The sequence below is a fragment of the Mycobacterium sp. EPa45 genome (genome assembly GCF_001021385.1).
In the GTDB taxonomy this organism is placed as follows: domain Bacteria; phylum Actinomycetota; class Actinomycetes; order Mycobacteriales; family Mycobacteriaceae; genus Mycobacterium.
Genome location: NZ_CP011773.1, coordinates 4,977,885 through 4,994,800, shown reverse-complemented (window position 1 = coordinate 4,994,800; position 16,916 = coordinate 4,977,885). Strand labels below are relative to the sequence as shown.

15 protein-coding genes are annotated in these 16,916 nt (G+C 66.7%); 5 read left to right on the top strand and 10 right to left on the bottom strand.

Going from position 1 to position 16,916, the window contains the following annotated elements; genetic code table 11:
* Nucleotides 1–23 precede the first annotated feature (23 nt).
* Nucleotides 24–989, bottom strand: a complete 966-nt coding sequence (efeU, locus tag AB431_RS23535) for an iron uptake transporter permease EfeU (protein WP_047331970.1) — start codon at nt 987–989, stop codon at nt 24–26.
* 182 nt (nt 990–1,171) lie between these two features.
* Between efeU and AB431_RS23530 the strand changes: the two genes are divergently transcribed.
* From AB431_RS23530 to AB431_RS23510, 5 genes are all read left to right on the top strand, one after another.
* On the top strand, nt 1,172–1,903 hold the full coding sequence (locus AB431_RS23530; protein WP_047331969.1) for a lytic transglycosylase domain-containing protein: 732 nt from the start codon (nt 1,172–1,174) through the stop codon (nt 1,901–1,903).
* A 77-nt stretch (nt 1,904–1,980) separates the two neighbouring features.
* Complete coding sequence (gene eno, locus AB431_RS23525) at nt 1,981–3,267, top strand: phosphopyruvate hydratase (protein ID WP_047331968.1); 1,287 nt, start codon at nt 1,981–1,983, stop codon at nt 3,265–3,267.
* A 15-nt stretch (nt 3,268–3,282) separates the two neighbouring features.
* On the top strand, nt 3,283–3,981 hold the full coding sequence (locus AB431_RS23520; RefSeq protein WP_047331967.1) for a septum formation initiator family protein: 699 nt from the start codon (nt 3,283–3,285) through the stop codon (nt 3,979–3,981).
* Nucleotides 3,974–4,471: a DUF501 domain-containing protein gene (locus AB431_RS23515; protein WP_047331966.1), complete on the top strand. Its 498-nt coding sequence runs from the start codon at nt 3,974–3,976 to the stop codon at nt 4,469–4,471. The genes AB431_RS23520 and AB431_RS23515 overlap by 8 nt, the downstream gene beginning before the upstream one ends.
* Entirely contained in the window at nt 4,456–5,418 is a 963-nt protein-coding gene (locus AB431_RS23510) for a Ppx/GppA phosphatase family protein (protein WP_304413801.1), read from the top strand. Before AB431_RS23515 ends, AB431_RS23510 begins: the two co-directional genes overlap by 16 nt.
* A 7-nt stretch (nt 5,419–5,425) precedes the next feature.
* Here the strand turns inward: AB431_RS23510 and AB431_RS23505 are convergent, their stop codons facing one another.
* The 9 genes from AB431_RS23505 to AB431_RS23465 form a co-directional block, all read right to left on the bottom strand.
* Complete coding sequence (locus AB431_RS23505) at nt 5,426–5,923, bottom strand: DUF4383 domain-containing protein (protein WP_235435744.1); 498 nt, start codon at nt 5,921–5,923, stop codon at nt 5,426–5,428.
* Nucleotides 5,924–6,483: 560 nt separating this feature from the next.
* The gene (locus AB431_RS23500; protein WP_200902788.1) at nt 6,484–7,155 is read right to left on the bottom strand and encodes a response regulator; all 672 of its coding nucleotides are present in this window, start codon (nt 7,153–7,155) and stop codon (nt 6,484–6,486) included.
* Between the two features lie 15 nt (nt 7,156–7,170).
* A complete protein-coding gene (locus AB431_RS23495) occupies nt 7,171–9,663 on the bottom strand; it encodes a sensor histidine kinase KdpD (RefSeq protein WP_047333734.1) in 2,493 nt (830 codons plus the stop codon).
* A gap of 148 nt (nt 9,664–9,811) precedes the next feature.
* Nucleotides 9,812–10,684 carry a potassium-transporting ATPase subunit C gene (locus tag AB431_RS23490; protein ID WP_047331964.1) on the bottom strand — a complete coding sequence of 291 codons (873 nt, stop codon included), beginning with the start codon at nt 10,682–10,684 and terminating at the stop codon, nt 9,812–9,814.
* 1 nt (nt 10,685) lies between these two features.
* On the bottom strand, nt 10,686–12,824 hold the full coding sequence (gene kdpB, locus AB431_RS23485) for a potassium-transporting ATPase subunit KdpB (RefSeq protein WP_047331963.1): 2,139 nt from the start codon (nt 12,822–12,824) through the stop codon (nt 10,686–10,688).
* A gap of 2 nt (nt 12,825–12,826) precedes the next feature.
* Nucleotides 12,827–14,509 (bottom strand): potassium-transporting ATPase subunit KdpA, encoded by a 1,683-nt coding sequence (gene kdpA / locus AB431_RS23480; protein WP_047331962.1) that lies wholly within the window; start codon nt 14,507–14,509, stop codon nt 12,827–12,829.
* Complete coding sequence (locus AB431_RS31330; RefSeq protein WP_144418354.1) at nt 14,509–14,598, bottom strand: potassium-transporting ATPase subunit F; 90 nt, start codon at nt 14,596–14,598, stop codon at nt 14,509–14,511. The genes kdpA and AB431_RS31330 overlap by 1 nt, the downstream gene beginning before the upstream one ends.
* Before the next feature lie 432 nt (nt 14,599–15,030).
* A complete protein-coding gene (gene rfbB / locus AB431_RS23470) occupies nt 15,031–16,026 on the bottom strand; it encodes a dTDP-glucose 4,6-dehydratase (RefSeq protein WP_047331961.1) in 996 nt (331 codons plus the stop codon).
* A gap of 29 nt (nt 16,027–16,055) precedes the next feature.
* A complete protein-coding gene (locus AB431_RS23465) occupies nt 16,056–16,913 on the bottom strand; it encodes an LLM class F420-dependent oxidoreductase (RefSeq protein ID WP_047331960.1) in 858 nt (285 codons plus the stop codon).
* Between the last annotated feature and the right edge of the window lie 3 nt (nt 16,914–16,916).

Below are 16,916 nucleotides of genomic sequence, written 5' to 3'. Positions count from 1 at the left end.
GGTCTTGATGCCGTGGGTGAGCGTCACTTATGAGACCTTTCGGGAAGGAGGGAGTGCCCCGATTCTTCGGAGGCGTCGGCTTTCTCAGTGGAGACCGCAGTGGCCGGGGCCTGCGTGGCCGCAGGGCGGGTGGGCCGCAGGAACAGCGCAAGCACGATGACGATGTAGGCCAGCCAGCAGATCAGCTGCAACACCGTCGGGGTGGGGGTGACATTGAGGACGCCCTGGATGATTTCGCCGTACCAGGCCGACCAGTTGAACGCGGCACTGATGTCGAAGGCCTTGTTGCCGAGGCCGGGCACCCAGCCCACGGTCTGAAGAGCTCCGACGCCGTAGGACAGGACGCCCGCCGCCACCAGAATCAGGAACACGCCGGTGTAGGAGAAAAACTTAGCCAGGTTGATCCGCACGGCGCCGGCGTACATGCCCCAGGCGATCACGGCGGCCACCAGCACACCGATGAACAGACCCACCAGCGGCCACGCGGTCTCGGCCTCGGCGTAGCCCACCATGAACAGCGCAGTCTCGAAGCCCTCTCGGCCCACTGCCAGGAACGACAGCGAGAACACCGCCAACGCACCTGTTTCGAGCGCCTTCGTCATTCCTGCGCGCAGATCACCGGACATGCTGGCCGACGCCTTACGCATCCACAGGACCATCGACGTGACGATCACGACGGCGACCAGGGACGCCACCCCGGCGATGGCCTCGGCTGCCAGGTTGTCGACCGTGTACGCGCTGTACTGGATCGTGAGGAACACGCCCACTGTCATCAGGACGGCTGCAGCGACACCGAGCCACACCCATTTCAGGGCGTCGCGGCGATCGGATTTCACCAGGAACGCGATCAGGACCATGACGATGATCCCGGCTTCCAAACCCTCGCGCACGCCGATCAGCCCGCTGCCGAACAGCTGCGCGCCGACATTCGGCGCGGCAGCGCTGTATGTGGTGTGGATGCCGGTCGGAATTGCCGCCAGGTCGGTCATCGGCGCGTCCTAACTAACTTCATTACCTTGCCCGCTCAAGCAAGGCTTACCAAACCAAGGTTCGGCTCACCTTAACAGACGTCTGGTAACCAAATTACCGACTCGTCGGCTTCGCCGGTAGGGACTAACGACACGGCGGCCATGGGACGATGAACAAGATTATTGAGGCCCCAGGGAGTGCTGTGTCGTCAACGCGTTGGCTGCGTCCTGTCGCCGTCGTTGCGGCGGCGGCCATGTTGCTGGCGGCAAGTTGCTCCTGGCAGCTGGGTACGCCGATTCCGGATGGTGTGCCCCCGCCGCCGGGCGATCCGGTGCCTGCGGTCGACACCCACGCCAAGGGCCGGCCGGCCGATCAGCTGCACGAGTGGGCTGCGCAGCGCGCACCCGCACTCGGCATCCCGATAACCTCGCTCGAAGCCTATGCCTACGCCGCGCGGGTGGCGGAGGTGGAAAATCCCAACTGCCATCTGGCCTGGACGACGCTGGCCGGCATCGGCATGGTCGAAAGCCACCACGGCACCTACCGCGACGCGATCATTGCGCCCAACGGCGACGTCAGCCCGCCGATCAGGGGGGTGCATCTCGACGGCACCAACGGCAACCTCGAGATCATCGACGACGAGCAGACCATCAGCAATGACGAGCCGATTTATGCCCGGGCGATGGGACCGATGCAGTTCATCCCCGAGACGTGGCGGCTCTACGGCGTCGATGCCAACAACGACGGGGTGATCAGCCCGGACAACATCGACGACGCGGCGCTGTCGGCGGCGGGTTACCTGTGCTTCCGCGGCAAGGATCTGGCCTCGCCGCGCGGTTGGATGAACGCGCTGCACGCCTACAACCACTCCGACCAGTACGCCCGCACCGTGCGCGACTGGGCGACGGCCTACGCCCAGGGCCACGCGCTCTGAACCCAAGCTCAACGAGGCCTGCGCGCCGGCGACCATTTAGGCTATTCGTCGCACCCCACGACGCAAGGAGACAGCCAGTGCCCATCATCGAGCAGGTCGCGGCCCGCGAGATCCTCGACTCCCGCGGCAACCCGACTGTCGAGGTCGAGGTGGCCCTGATCGACGGCACTTTCGCGCGCGCCGCCGTTCCGTCGGGTGCATCGACCGGCGAGCACGAGGCCGTCGAACTGCGTGACGGCGCGGCCCGCTATGGCGGCAAGGGTGTGCAGAAAGCCGTCGAGGCGGTGCTCGACGAGATCGCCCCCGCGGTCATCGGGCTGTCCGCCGACGACCAGCGTCTCGTCGACCAGGCGCTGCTCGACTTGGACGGCACCCCCGACAAGTCGCGGCTGGGCGCCAACGCCATCCTCGGCGTCTCCCTGGCAGTGGCCAAGGCCGCCGCGGACAGTGCCGGTCTTCCCCTCTTTCGGTACCTGGGCGGACCCAATGCCCACATCCTGCCCGTGCCGATGATGAACATCCTCAACGGCGGCGCGCACGCCGACACCGGTGTCGACGTCCAGGAGTTCATGGTGGCGCCGATCGGTGCGCCCAGCTTCAAGGAGGCGCTGCGCTGGGGTACGGAGGTCTATCACTCGTTGAAGGCGGTGCTCAAGAAGCAGGGGCTGTCCACCGGGCTCGGTGACGAGGGCGGCTTCGCGCCCGACGTCGCCGGCACCAGGGCGGCACTCGATCTGATCGGGACGGCCATCGAGGCGGCAGGCTTCACGCTCGGCACCGACGTCGCGCTGGCCCTCGACGTAGCCGCAACCGAATTCTTCACTGCCGGTAAGGGTTACGCCTTCGAGAAGGAGGTCCGCACCGCCGAGCAGATGGGCCACTTCTACGCCGAGCTGCTGGACTCCTACGCGCTGGTGTCGATCGAGGATCCGCTGTCCGAAGACGACTGGGATGGCTGGATCGAGCTCACGACCGCGATCGGCGACCGGGTGCAGCTGGTGGGTGACGACCTGTTCGTCACCAATCCCGAACGGCTCGAGGACGGCATCGAGCGGGGCGCGGCCAACGCACTGTTGGTGAAGGTCAACCAGATCGGCACGCTCACCGAGACGCTCGATGCGGTCGCGCTGGCCCACAACAGCGGCTACCGCACGATGATGAGCCACCGCAGCGGTGAAACCGAGGACACCACCATCGCCGATCTGGCGGTCGCCGTCAGTAGCGGTCAGATCAAGACCGGTGCGCCGGCGCGCAGCGAGCGGGTCGCCAAGTACAACCAGTTGCTGCGCATCGAGGAGGCGCTCGGCGACGCCGCGCGCTACGCAGGCGATCTCGCCTTCCCGCGGTTCGTGGTCGGCGAATAGGACCCGAAAGAGACTGTGGCGGAAAGCAAGCGGCCCGATTCGAAGCGGCGCTCCCCGGCCTCCCGGCCGGGTGCGCCGGGTCGGGTCCGCTCGCGCACGTCGCCTACGGCGAAGAAGGATCCGCGTCCCGCGGACACAAAGGCCGCACCCGAAGCTGTCGGAGCCGATGGGCCGGCGACATCCAGCAGAGGCCACAGTGTCACCGAACCGGTCCGCCGCGCGATCGCGGCCTCGGCGGAGCATCAGAGTGAACAGCGACTCGGCTTCACCGCGCGCCGCGCGGCCATCCTTGCCGCGGTGGTCTGCGTGCTCACCTTGACCATCGCCGGCCCGGTACGGACGTATTTCGCGCAGCGCACCGAGATGAAGCAGCTTTCCGCCTCGGAAGCCGCACTGCGCAAGCAGATTGCCGATCTGGAGTCGCAGAAAGCCAAGCTGGCGGACCCGGTGTACATCGCCGCCCAGGCCCGCGAGCGGCTGGGCTTCGTGATGCCCGGCGACATTCCCTATCAGGTGCAATTGCCCGCCGGTGCCGTCGTCGCCCCCGACACCGGTCCGCAGGCCGCCCCGGTGCGCAGCAACGACCCCTGGTACACCTCGCTGTGGCACACCATCGCCGACACCCCGCACGGCCCGCCCCCGGTCCCCACGACCGACCCCGGCCCGCCGCCGCCGGAACCTCTTCCAGCCCCACCTCCGGCGCCCGGTGGTTGATCCCGTCGATCTCGACGCGGTGGCGCGGCAGCTCGGACGCGAGCCGCGCGGCGTACTGGAGATCGCCTACCGATGCCCCAATGGTGAACCGGCAGTTGTGAAGACGGCGCCCCGGCTACCGGACGGGACCCCGTTCCCGACGCTGTACTACCTGACCCATCCGGTGTTGACCGCAGCCGCGAGCCGGCTGGAGTCCGACGGACTGATGCGTGAGATGAGCGAGCGACTGCAGCAGGACCCGCAGCTCGCCGCGGCTTACCGGCTGGCCCACGAGTCGTATCTGGCCGAGCGCGACGCGATCGAGCCGTTGGGCACGACGTTCACCGGGGGCGGGATGCCCGATCGGGTCAAGTGCCTGCATGTGGTGATCGCGCATTCGCTGGCAAAAGGCCGTGGCGTCAACCCCTTTGGTGACGAAGCGTTGGCCGTGCTGGCCGCCGAGCCCGGGATGGCGGGAATTCTCGACAAAGAGGAGTGGACATCATCGTAGAGACGAACCGGGTTGCGGCCATCGACTGCGGCACCAACTCGATCCGGCTGCTGATCGCTGACCTCGCCGGGGGGCGTCTGCACGATGTGCACCGGGAGATGCGCATCGTGAGGCTGGGTCAGGGCGTCGATGCCACCGGGCAATTCGCGCCGGACGCGCTGGCCCGCACCCAGGCCGCACTGGCCGACTACGCCGCGCTGCTCAAGCAGTTCGACGTCGCCAAGGTGCGGATGGTGGCGACGTCGGCGACGCGGGATGCGGCCAACCGCGATGAGTTCTTCTCGATGACCGCCGAGGTGCTGGACCCGGTGGTGCCCGGTGCGGTCGCCGAGGTGATCACCGGCCAGGAGGAAGCCGAGCTGTCCTTCAACGGCGCCGTCGGTGAACTCGACAGTGCCGCAGCGCCGTTCGTGGTGGTCGACCTCGGTGGCGGCTCGACGGAGGTGGTGTTGGGTGACGCGGCGGGTCGGGTGCAGGCCAGCTTCTCAGCCGATATCGGTTGCGTGCGGCTCACCGAGCGCTGCCTGCACTCCGATCCGCCGACCGCCGCGGAGGTGGCCGCCGCGCGTGATGTGGTGCGGGAACGGCTCGGCGAGGCGCTGCGGGTCGTGCCGGTGGATCAGGCCAAGACGTGGGTGGGGGTGGCGGGCACCTTCACCACCCTCGCCGCGCTGGCCCAGCACATGACCGTCTACGACCCGGAGGCGATCCACCTCTCCCGGGTCGGGTTCCCGGATCTGCTGGCGGTCTGCGACCAGCTTGTCGGGATGACCCGCAAGCAGCGCGCAGCGCTGGGTCCCATGCACGAGGGCCGCGTCGACGTCATCGGCGGCGGTTCGATCGTCGTCGAGGAGCTGGCCTACTCGTTGGGGCAGCGGGCGGGAATCGATGAGCTGATCGTCAGCGAGCACGACATCCTCGACGGGATTGCGCTGTCGATCGTCTGAGTACTGCTCAGTCCTCGTCCTCCGGCAGGATCAGCGGCACCCCGTCGGCGCCGGTGGGCGTCTTGGTTCCGGCCAATGTCAAGCCCAGCACCGTCATCACCACACCGATCGCGAAGTGCAGCCAGTTGTCGGCGTTGTTGAGCGGCAGCATGTTTCGTGGTCCGGCCAGGTCGATCAGCAGGCCATAGACCCACAGTCCGAGATAGATCACCCCGCCGCCGATCAGGTAGGCCCGCGCGCGGGCGAACGTGCGCGCAAGGATCAGGCCGGCCACACCGAACGCAAGGTGGACGAGGTTGTGCACCACCGACACCCCGAATACTCCGAACAGCTGGGAATGCGATTCGTGCGCCCAGTGCAGCTGGTCCAGATGGGTGGTCAGCCCGGGAATGAAGCCGGCGATGGCGACGGCCAGAAACGCCGCGGCGACTAGCACCGCGGCTCCCTGTACCGCCAGCAGGCCGACTCTCGGGCGCTGGAGTCTTCCGGAACGAGCCGTCTCCATGTGGGCCTGCATACCCGTCAATACCGGAGGTCAATCCGCGATCACCGCGTCGGCCGGCGTACCGCCGGGTCCGAGACCCTGTCGTGCGCCTGGTCAGCACACGCCGAGCGCGACCATCACGACGGCGAGCGCGAAGTGCAGCCAGGTGTCCCCGTGTTGACCGGGACGAAGTGGGCCCGGCTTTCGGTGCCGATATCCGGCCCGGCACGAGGCAGGCAAACGCCAAAGTAGAGGCGCCGCCACCGTAGTTTCGGTGGCGACGCCTCTCGATTAAAGCTTGACCTTGCAGCCGCTGCCGATGTTGTGACAGTGATGGCCGCCGTCGCAGGCGTTACAGCGACAGGAACAGCCACCCGTGTGTTTGGGCTCATTCATGACAGATCAACTCCTTCGCCCTGATGCCTCTCACCATAGTTCGCAGGGCAGTCGCCGTCTCCGATTTCTGATGCTCCATTGCGCCCCGTCGGCAACATGCGCCCCACGGGTATCGAGCGGTTCGCCGAGATCGACACCCCCGTGGGGTTTTCTCGAATTCCGCCGCGCCGGCGTCGATCTCGGCGTTACGGCTCGAAGCGGTAACCCATGCCCGCCTCGGTCAGCAGATGCCGCGGGCGCGACGGGTCGTCTTCCAGTTTGCGGCGCAGTTGCGCCAGGTATACCCGCAGATAGTGCGTCTCCTTGGCATACGCCGGGCCCCACACCTCCCTGAGCAACTCCTCGCGGCCCACCAGCTTGCCGCGGTTGCGCACCAGCATCTCGAGCATGCCCCACTCGGTGGGGGTCAGGTGCACCTCGGCGCCGTTCTTGATGACCTTCTTGGCTGCCAGATCGACTGTGAACGACCCGGTTTCGATCACCGGCTCGTCGGTTTCCGATGCCGCCGCGCCTCGGCGCACCGCGGCACGCAGCCGGGCCAGGAACTCGTCCATCCCGAACGGCTTCGTCACATAGTCGTCGGCGCCGGCGTCGAGTGCGTCGACCTTCTCCGCGGAGTCGGTGCGGGCCGACAGCACGATCACCGGTGCGCGCAGCCAGCCGCGCAGTCCGCCGAGCACCTCGATGCCGTCCATGTCGGGCAGCCCCAGGTCGAGCACGATCACGTCCGGCGGGTGCTCGGCGGCGGCCTTCAACGCGCCGGCGCCGGTCGCGGCGGTGGTCACCTCGTAGCCGCGCACGCTCAGATTGATCCGCAGTGCCCGAAGGATCTGCGGCTCGTCGTCGATCACCAGCACCTTGACCTTGCTCACTCACCGGCCTCCCGGCGGTGCGGCCAGATCGACGATCACGGTCAGACCGCCACCGGGGGTGTCGGTGGCCGAGACCGTTCCGCCCATCGCTTCGACGAACCCCCGGGCCACCGAAAGGCCCAGTCCGACACCGTATTTGTTATTGCGGTCGCCCAGGCGTTGGAACGGCTCGAACAGCTGCTCCTCGGCGCCCTGCGGCACGCCGGGCCCTTCGTCGACGACGTTGATCAGCACCCGGTCCGCGATCCGGCCCGCGTTGACCCGCACGATGGAATCCGGTGCGTAGCGCAGCGCGTTGTCGACGAGGTTCGCCAGCACCCGCTCCAGGAGGCCGGCATCGGCCAGCGCCACCGCATCCCCGACGTCGATCTTGACCCGGTCCAGCCGCAGGGCGGCGAACCCCGTCGATCCGCGCCCGATGCTCAGCAGTGCGCGCTGAACCACCTCCTCGAGGTAGACCCGTTTGAGTTCGGGGCGCACGACGCCCGCGGCCAGCCGCGAGGAGTCCAGCAGGTTGTCCACCAGCGCGGTCAACTGGTCGACCGATTCCTCGACCGTGGCAAGTAGTTCGGCGGTGTCCTCCGCGGAGAAGCCGACGTCGTCGGAACGCAGGCTGGACACCGCGGCCTTGGCACCCGCCAGCGGGGTACGCAGGTCATGGCTGACCGCCGACAGCAGCGAGCGGCGCAACTCGTCGGCCTTCTCGATGGCCTCGGCCTTGCTCGCCTCCGCGGCCAGCTCCCGCTGCCGCACCAGCCCGGCGGCCTGTTTGGCGACGGCGGTGAGCACCCGCCTGTCGCGGGCGGGCAGGCTGCGGCCGGCCAGCAGCATCCAGAACTCGTCGTCACCGACCTCGATCGCCGTGTCAGCCGAATCGACTGTCACACAGGGATCTTTGCCGACACAGGCGACGATCTGCTCGTCGTTGCCGCGGATTCGCACGACGCTCACGGCGCGCTGGGAGTAGGTCTCCCGTACCCGCTCGAGCAGGGTCGCCAGATCCGCGCCGCGCAACACCGAGCCGGCGAACAGCGTCAGCAACTCGGCTTCCTGGGAGGCGTGCCGGGCTTCGCGCTGCCGGCTGGCCGCTCGGTCGACGAGCACGGCGACCGCAACGGCCAGCATCAGCAGGACGAGTTCGGTGATCGCGGCGTCGGGTTCGGCGATGGTGAACGAGTACCGCGGCTCGGTCAGGAAATAGTTGAGCAGCAGACCGGACAGCATGGCCGACAGCACCGCCGGTGCCACCCCGCCGAGCAGGGCGACGACCAGCACCCCGACCACGAACAACGCGCTCTCGCCGCCGATGGTCAGGTACTTGTCGAGGAATAGCGCGGTCAGCGCGCAGATGACCGACGGCACGATGACGGCGGCCAGCCAGGAAAGCACACGGCGTTCGCGGGGCGACGCCGCCCGGACCGAGAAGCCCCGCTTGGCCTCCTCGTGGGTCACCATGTGCACGTCGATCTTGCCGGAGTCCTGAACGATCGCCGCTCCGATGCCTTCGTCGAGGACGCGGGCCCACCGGGAGCGCCGCGACGTTCCGATCACCAGCTGGGTGGCGTTCATCTCGCGGGCGAAATCCAACAGCGCCTTGCCCACATCGTCACCGACGACGGTGTGCACGGTCGCGCCCACGCTGGTCGCCAGCTCGCGCACCTTGCCCATCTGAGGCGCTGAGACGCCGGATAACCCGTCGCCGCGCGCCACGTGCACGACCATCAGTTCGGCGCTGGACTTCGATGCGATTCGAGATGCCCGGCGCACCAACGTCTCCGACTCCGCTCCGCCGGTGACGGCGACGACGACGCGTTCCCGGGCCTCCCACGTCGCGGTGATCTTGTTGTCGGCACGATATTTGGCCAGCGCGGCGTCCACCTGGTCGGCCAGCCACAGCAGCGCGAGTTCTCGAAGCGCGGTCAGGTTGCCCCGGCGGAAGTAATTCGACAACGCCGCGTCGACCTTCTCCGGGGCATAGACGTTGCCATGAGAAAGCCTGCGCCGCAGAGCTTCTGGAGTGATATCGACCAGTTCGATCTGAGCTGCGCCGCGCACGATCTCGTCGGGCACCGTCTCCTGCTGCTCGATACCGGTGATCTGTGCGACGACGTCGTTGAGGCTCTCCAGGTGTTGGACGTTGACGGTCGAGATCACCGCGATGCCGGCCTCGAGCAACTCCTCGACGTCCTGCCAGCGTTTGGCGTTCTTGCTGCCGGGTGTATTGGTGTGGGCCAGCTCGTCGACGAGCACGACTTGCGGCTTGCGGGCCAGTACGGCCGGAACATCGAGTTCAGGAAAGCTGCTGCCCCGGTACTCGATGTAGCGCGGCGCGATGACCTCGATTCCGCTCAGCAATTCGGCCGTCTTCTTGCGCCCGTGTGTCTCGACCACGGCGGCCACCAGATCCGTGCCCCGTTCCAGACGGCGATGCGCCTCGCCGAGCATCGCGAACGTCTTGCCCACACCCGGCGCGGCACCGAGGTAGATGCGCAACTCACCTCGCTTCGGCCGGGGGCCGGGCGAGGCGGGCTGGGAGTCGCTCTCGGACGACGTGTCCGGCGGCGGGTCGCCGCCGGACGTCACGCGTGGCGGTTGCACGGTGTCCACGTCCCTATTATTCGCAGATCGATCCACTGCGACGTCAGCTCTTCATACCGAACTTCTCGTCCAGCGCAATGTTGAGCTCGAGGACGTTGACCCTTGGTTCACCGAAGATGCCGAGAGTGCGCCCGTCGGTGTAGTCGGCGACCAGGCGCCGAATCTGCTCGGCGCCGACCCCGCGGGCGGTCGCGACCCGGGCGATCTGCAGATCGGCGTAAGCGGGGGAGATGTCGGGGTCCAGGCCGCTGCCGCTCGCGGTGACGGCGTCGGCGGGCACCGCCGGATCGGACACGGCACCCTTGACCGGGACGATCTGCCCGGTCGAGTAGTCCTCCCCGGGCTTGGCGCACTGCACGCGGACGCCCTCGTAGGTGTCCAGGAACGGCCGGGCGGTGGTGTTGCACGGCTCGTTGACGCTGACCACCGTCGTCGGATGCGCGACATCGCCTGCCGCATCGCGCGGCCCGATCACCGAGAGCACCGCACCCACGCCGCCGCCGGTGCAGAACGGGCGCGCGCCGTTGACGCCGTCGAGCTCGCCGACCGCCTTGCTGCGGGTGCAGACCTGGGTCAGCAGACTCGGTTTGTCGGGTGTGTCGACGATGCTCTCCGGGCCGAGGTTCGACGCGCTGGTGGCCAGCGGGTCGTATCCGTTGCCGGCGGCCGACGGACGGCTCTGGAAGTACTGCGGCAGCGGATTGCCTTTGTCGTCGGTGAACGACTGGCCGATCAGGCTGGAGCCCAACAGCTTTCCGTTCACCTCGATAATCGAACCGTCGGCCTTGTCCTTGAGCCCGGGAATCTGAGCCACCAGCCAGATGAACAGCGGGTAGCCGACTCCGACGATGACGGTGAGCACCAGCAGCGCCCGCAGCGCCGCCCAGTGTTGACGAACGAGACTGGAGAAGTTCATGTCACATCCCTGGCAAGAATTGGACGACGAGGTCGATCAGCTTGATCCCGATGAAGGGGGCGATGATCCCACCGAGGCCGTAAATGTAGAGGTTGCGGCTCAGCAGCTTCGAGGCGCTGCTCGGGGTGTATTGAACGCCCCGCAGCGACAACGGAATCAGTGCGATGATGACGAGCGCGTTGAAGATGACCGCGGACAGGATGGCCGACTGCGGACTGTGCAGCCGCATGATGTTGAGCAGGTCCAGGCCGGGGAACAACGCCACGAACATCGCCGGAATGATGGCGAAGTACTTGGCGATGTCGTTGGCGATCGAGAAAGTGGTCAGCGCGCCGCGGGTGATCAACAGCTGCTTGCCGATCTCGACGATCTCGATGAGCTTCGTCGGGTCGGAGTCCAGATCGACCATGTTGCCGGCCTCTTTGGCCGCCGAAGTGCCGCTGTTCATCGCCACTCCCACGTCGGCTTGCGCCAGCGCCGGTGCGTCGTTGGTTCCGTCACCGGTCATCGCGACGAGCTTGCCGCCCTCCTGCTCCTGCTTGATCAGTGCGAGCTTGTCCTCCGGGGTGGCTTCGGCCAGAAAGTCGTCGACGCCGGCTTCGTCGGCGATCGCCTTGGCGGTCAACGGATTATCGCCGGTGATCATCACCGTGCGGATGCCCATCTTTCGCATCTCGTCGAAGCGTTCCCGCATACCCTGCTTGACGACGTCCTTGAGGTGGATCACACCGAGGACCTCCGCCTTTTCGTCGACCACTTGGCCGACCACCAGCGGTGTGCCGCCGGCCGCGGAGATACCGTCGACGATGTCGCCGAGCTGCGTGGGCACGGAACCGCCCTGGTCGCGTACCCACTGCGCGACGGTACTTGCCGCGCCCTTGCGCAGCAGGTGTCCGTTCTCGAGGTCGACACCGGACATCCTTGTGGCGGCCGAGAATTCAACCCAGTTCGCATTCACGAGCTCACCGGGGGTGCGGGCGCGCAGGCCGAAGTTCGACTTGGCGAACACCACGATGGAACGGCCCTCGGGAGTCTCGTCGGCCAGGCTGGACAACTGCGCCGCGTCGGCAAGTTGTTCAGGTGTGACGCCGTCCAGTGGGACGAAGTCCGACGCCTGCCGGTTGCCCAGCGTGATCGTGCCGGTTTTGTCCAGCAGCAGTGTGTTGACGTCGCCGGCGGCTTCGACCGCGCGGCCGGACATGGCCAGCACGTTGCGTTGCACCAGCCGGTCCATGCCCGCGATACCGATTGCCGACAGCAGCGCGCCGATGGTCGTCGGGATCAGGCACACCAGCAGTGAGACCATGACGATGCCGGAAACTCCGTCGGCGGTCAGTGAAAGTGAGTCCGGCACACCGGGATTGTTGGCCTTGGAGAAGATCGCCAACGGCTGCAATGTCGCCACCGCGAAGATGAAGATCATCGTCAGCGCGGCGAGCAGGATGTTCAGCGCGATCTCGTTGGGCGTCTTCTGCCGATTGGCGCCCTCGACGAGGGCGATCATCCGGTCGATGAAGCTTTCTCCCGGCTTCTGGGTGATCCGGACCACGATCCGGTCACTCAACACGGTGGTTCCACCAGTGACTGCCGAACGGTCGCCGCCGGACTCCCGGATGACCGGGGCCGATTCGCCGGTGATGGCCGACTCGTCCACCGAGGCAATGCCTTCGAGCACATCACCGTCACCGGGTATCACCTGTCCGGCTTCGACGACGACGGTGTCACCCTGGCGAAGCAGGGGTGCGGCGACTTCCTCCTCACGGCCGGGTTTGCCCGGCTCCCATCCGACGAGTCGGCGAGCCATGGTGTCGGCCTTGGTCTTTCGCAGCGACTCGGCCTGTGCTTTGCCGCGCCCCTCAGCAACCGCCTCGGCCAGGTTCGCGAACACCACGGTCAGCCACAGCCAGAAGACAATCAGCCAGCCGAACCAGCTCTCAGACAGAATGGTGCACAGAGTTGCCCACACCGCACCGACTTCGACGATCAGCATGACCGGGTTGCGCCACAGCGTGCGCGGGTCGAGCTTGCGTAGTGCGTCGGGCAGCGAGGTCAGGAGCATCCTGGGGTCCAGCAGCCCGCCCTGCACCTGTTTCTTCGTGGCGCCCGAGTCGGGACGGGCTTGCACTGCGGTAACGGTCATGGTCAGTGAATTCCTTCGGCAAGGGGCCCGAGCGCAAGCATGGGCAGGAAGGTCAAGGCCACCAGGATGAGTGTCACGCCGGCGACCATGCCGACGAACTGGGGCCGATGCGTGGGCAGGGTTCCGATCGACTCCGGGGTGTGGCCCTGTTTGGCCAGGGCACCGGCGAGAGCGAGCACCAAGATTATCGGCAGGAACCGGCCGAACGCCATCGCCAGTCCCAGCGCGGTGTTGTACCACTCGGTGTTGACACTGATGCCGGCGAACGCCGAGCCGTTGTTGTTGGCCGCAGAAGTGAAGGCGTACAACACTTCCGACAATCCGTGCGGACCGGTGTTGAGCATGCCCGCTCGCTGACCGGGCATGGCCATGGCGATCGCCGTACCGGTCAGTACGATCAGCGGCGTCACGAGGAAATAGCTTGCGGCCAGCTTGATTTCGCGGGGAGTAATCTTCTTGCCCAGGTACTCCGGGGTGCGGCCGACCATCAGTCCGGCGACGAAAACCGTGATGACAGCCAGGATCAGCATGCCGTAGAGGCCCGATCCGGTACCACCGGGCGCGACCTCGCCGAGCTGCATGTTGAACATCGTCATCAAGCCGCCGAGGCTGGTGTAGGAGTCGTGGAACGAGTCCACCGCGCCGGTCGAGGTCAGGGTGGTCGCGTCGGCGAAGACCGCCGAGTCGGCTATCCCGAACCGTTGCTCCACGCCCTCCATCGCCGATCCGACGGCGGTGGGGACGGTGCCGTGGCCCTGCAACTGAAACTGGAGCATCAGCGTGACACTGATGAGCGCGAGGACACCCATCACCGCGGCGATGGCCAATCCTTGTCTGCGCCCCTGCTTTCCGCTGCCGACCATGCGGCCGAAGGTGCGCGGCAGCGAAAAGCTGATCACCAGCAGCAGGAAAATCTCGACCCAGTTGGTCCATGTGGTGGGGTTCTCGAACGGATGTGCCGAGTTGACGTTATAGAACCCGCCGCCGTTGGTGCCCAACTCCTTGATGGCCTCCTGGCTGGCCACCGGGCCGCCGGTGATGGTCTGCTGCGCGCCGGCAAGGGTGTTGACCACCTGGTCGTGTAGATGGAAATTCTGGATCGCGCCGCCGGCGATCAGGATGATCGCGGCCAGAACCGAGATCGGCAGCAGGATCCGCAGGGTGCCGCGAACGAGGTCCACCCAGAAGTTGCCCAATTCGGTGGCGTTGCGGCGGGCGAACCCCCGCACCAGCGCGACCGCGACGGCCATACCGACCGCGGCGGAGGTGAAGTTCTGCACTGCCAGGCCGGCCATCTGAACGAGGTGACCCTGGGTGGATTCACCCGAGTACGCCTGCCAGTTGGTGTTGGTGACGAAGCTGACGGCGGTGTTCCACGCCAGCGCGGGCGTCATCGCGGTGCCGGGGTTGTTGAGGTGCAGCGGCAATGTCCCCTGCACCAGCTGGAAGACGAACAAGAACAGGATGCTGACCGCCGAGAAGGCCAGCACACTGCGGGCGTAGGCACCCCAGGTCTGCTCGGCCTTCGGGTCGGCGCCGATGAGCCGATAGATGCCGCGCTCGGCCCGGTTGTCCCGGTCCGAGGTGTAGACCCGGTACATGTAGTCGCCCAGTGGCACATGCACGGCGGCCAGTGCAACGATAAGCAGGACGAGAAACACGATTCCCGCCGACGTGGTGGTCACTAGAACCTCTCCGGGAACAACAAGGCGGCCGCGATGAACACGGCCAGCAGCACGGACAAGATCAAGCCGACGACGTTCTCGTAGCTCACAGTCGCTCGACCAGCTTTTGCACCAGGCCGAGCAGGGCGAAGATCGCCACTGTCAGCAGCACGTATATGACGACACCCATGTGTCTTCTCCGTTCACGACGAACCGACGTGGTCCCGCCGCTCGCGCCCGGAACCACCACGAAGTTAAGTCGCGGACCGCACCAGCAAGCGCGTTGTTGACGGTTTCTTTACGGTGCCGCGCCGGCTCTTGACGGACTTCGTCCGGACTCCCGGGAAAACCCGCTCAGCTGGGCGAAGTTGCCACGATTCTTGATCCGGGGCCGGGTCGGCATCAGAGGCCAAAGTCCCTGGCCGGTGTGCCGCCGAGGCGCCTGACCCATACCTTCGGGCGCCGTCGGCTCGATTGCCGCTCAACGGTTCTGATTGGACCGTGGCCTCACGATCAAAACTGTCCGGGTGCGAGAAGCCTTGTCACTGACCACGTTCGGCGTAGCTGTTCTCGACCTGGCCTTTGAGCGGACCCCACCACCATTCGTTGTCGCGGTACCAGGCGATGGTGCTCGTCAATCCCTCGGTCAGGTCGGTGTGCTTGGGCGTCCAGCCGAGTTCGGCGCGCAGCGCGCTGGCGTCGATCGCGTAGCGCAGGTCGTGACCGGCCCGGTCGGGGACGTGGTCGAAATCGTCTGCGTCACGGCCCATCAATTGCAGGATCAGGCGGAGTACCGACAGGTTGTCCCGTTCGCCCTCGGCGCCGATGAGGTACGTCGCCCCATGGGCGCCATCTTCGAGGATGCGCCAGACGGCGCTGTTGTGATCCTCGACGTGGATCCAGTCGCGCACGTTGGCGCCGGCGCCGTAGAGCTTGGGCCGGCGACCGGTCAGGATATTGGTGATCTGGCGGGGGATGAACTTCTCGATGTGCTGATAAGGCCCATAGTTGTTGGAGCAGTTGGAGATTGTCGCGCGCACACCGTAGGACCGCACCCAGGCGCGCACCAACAGATCGGCCGAGGCCTTGGTCGCCGAATACGGGCTCGACGGGTTGAACGGGGTCGCCGCGGTGAACCGCTCGCCGCCGTGCAGGGGCAGGTCGCCGTACACCTCATCGGTGGAGATGTGGTGCAGACGCACCCCGTGTCTGCGGACGGATTCCAAAACCGAGAACGTGCCGACGACGTTGCTGCGCACGAACGGCGCGGGTCCGGCCAGCGCGTTGTCCACATGGGTTTCGGCGGCGAAGTGCACGACGGCGTCGGACTCGGCGACCAGCTTGTCCACCAGTGGTTCGTCGATCAGGTCGCCTTCGACCAGGCGGATCTGGTCCTCGACGGACCGCAGTGACTCACGGCTGCCTGCATAGGTGAGCGCGTCGAGCACCGTCACCGACACGCCGGGCCGCTCGTGCACGGTGCTGTGGACGAAATTGGCGCCGATGAATCCGGCGCCGCCAGTCACCAACAGCCGCATGATGCCACCCTAACGGGCGGGCTGGGGCGTCAGCCTTTCGCGGTCAGCCCCAGCGGCCCGGCCAGCTCGGTCAACGTCGGCAACAATTTGTCCCAGCCGCCGAGCACCTGGATCGTCACATGGTCAGCGCCGTCGTCGAGGTGTTCGGCCAGTCTCGCGGCGATCGCGTCGGCCGTGCCGTGCGCGACGACCGCGTCAATCAGCTTGTCGCTGCCGGGCTCCTCGACGTCGGCGTCGGTGAATCCCAGCCGCTTCCAGTTGTTCACGTAGTTGCTCAGCTTCAGGTAGAAGCCCACGCTGTCGCGACCCAGCTTGCGGGCTTCCTCGGCGTCGGTGCTCAGCACCACCTTGTGCTCGGGCGCCAGGAACACCGTCGGGCCGACCAGATTGCGGGCCTGTCCGGTGTGTTCGGGGGTGGTCAGGTACGGGTGCGCGCCGGCGCTGCGTTGCGCGGCGAGCTGCAGCACCTTGGGCCCGAGCGCGGCGATCACCCGACGGCTGGTCGGCACATGCTTGTCGTCGAGCCGGTCCAGATAGCTCACCAGCGCCCCGTAGGGCTTGGTGTACTCCTGAGTGTGTTCGGGATGGCCGACGCCCACGCCGAGCAAAAACCGCCCCGGGTAAGCCTTTTCGATGCGGTGGTAGGACTCCGCCACCTCGTCGGCCGGTGCGTTCCAGATGTTGACGATCCCCGTCGCGACCGACAGATTCTCCGTCTGCTCGAGGATGGGCTCGACGAACGAAAGATCGGCAGCGGGGGAGCCGCCGACCCACACCGCGCCGTACCCGAGCCGTTCGATCTCGACAGCCTGTTCCGGTTTGACCGGGCCAGAAGTCCACACCCCATAACGGCCGAGATCTGGTTTGAGCAGCGACGGATTGGTCACGAG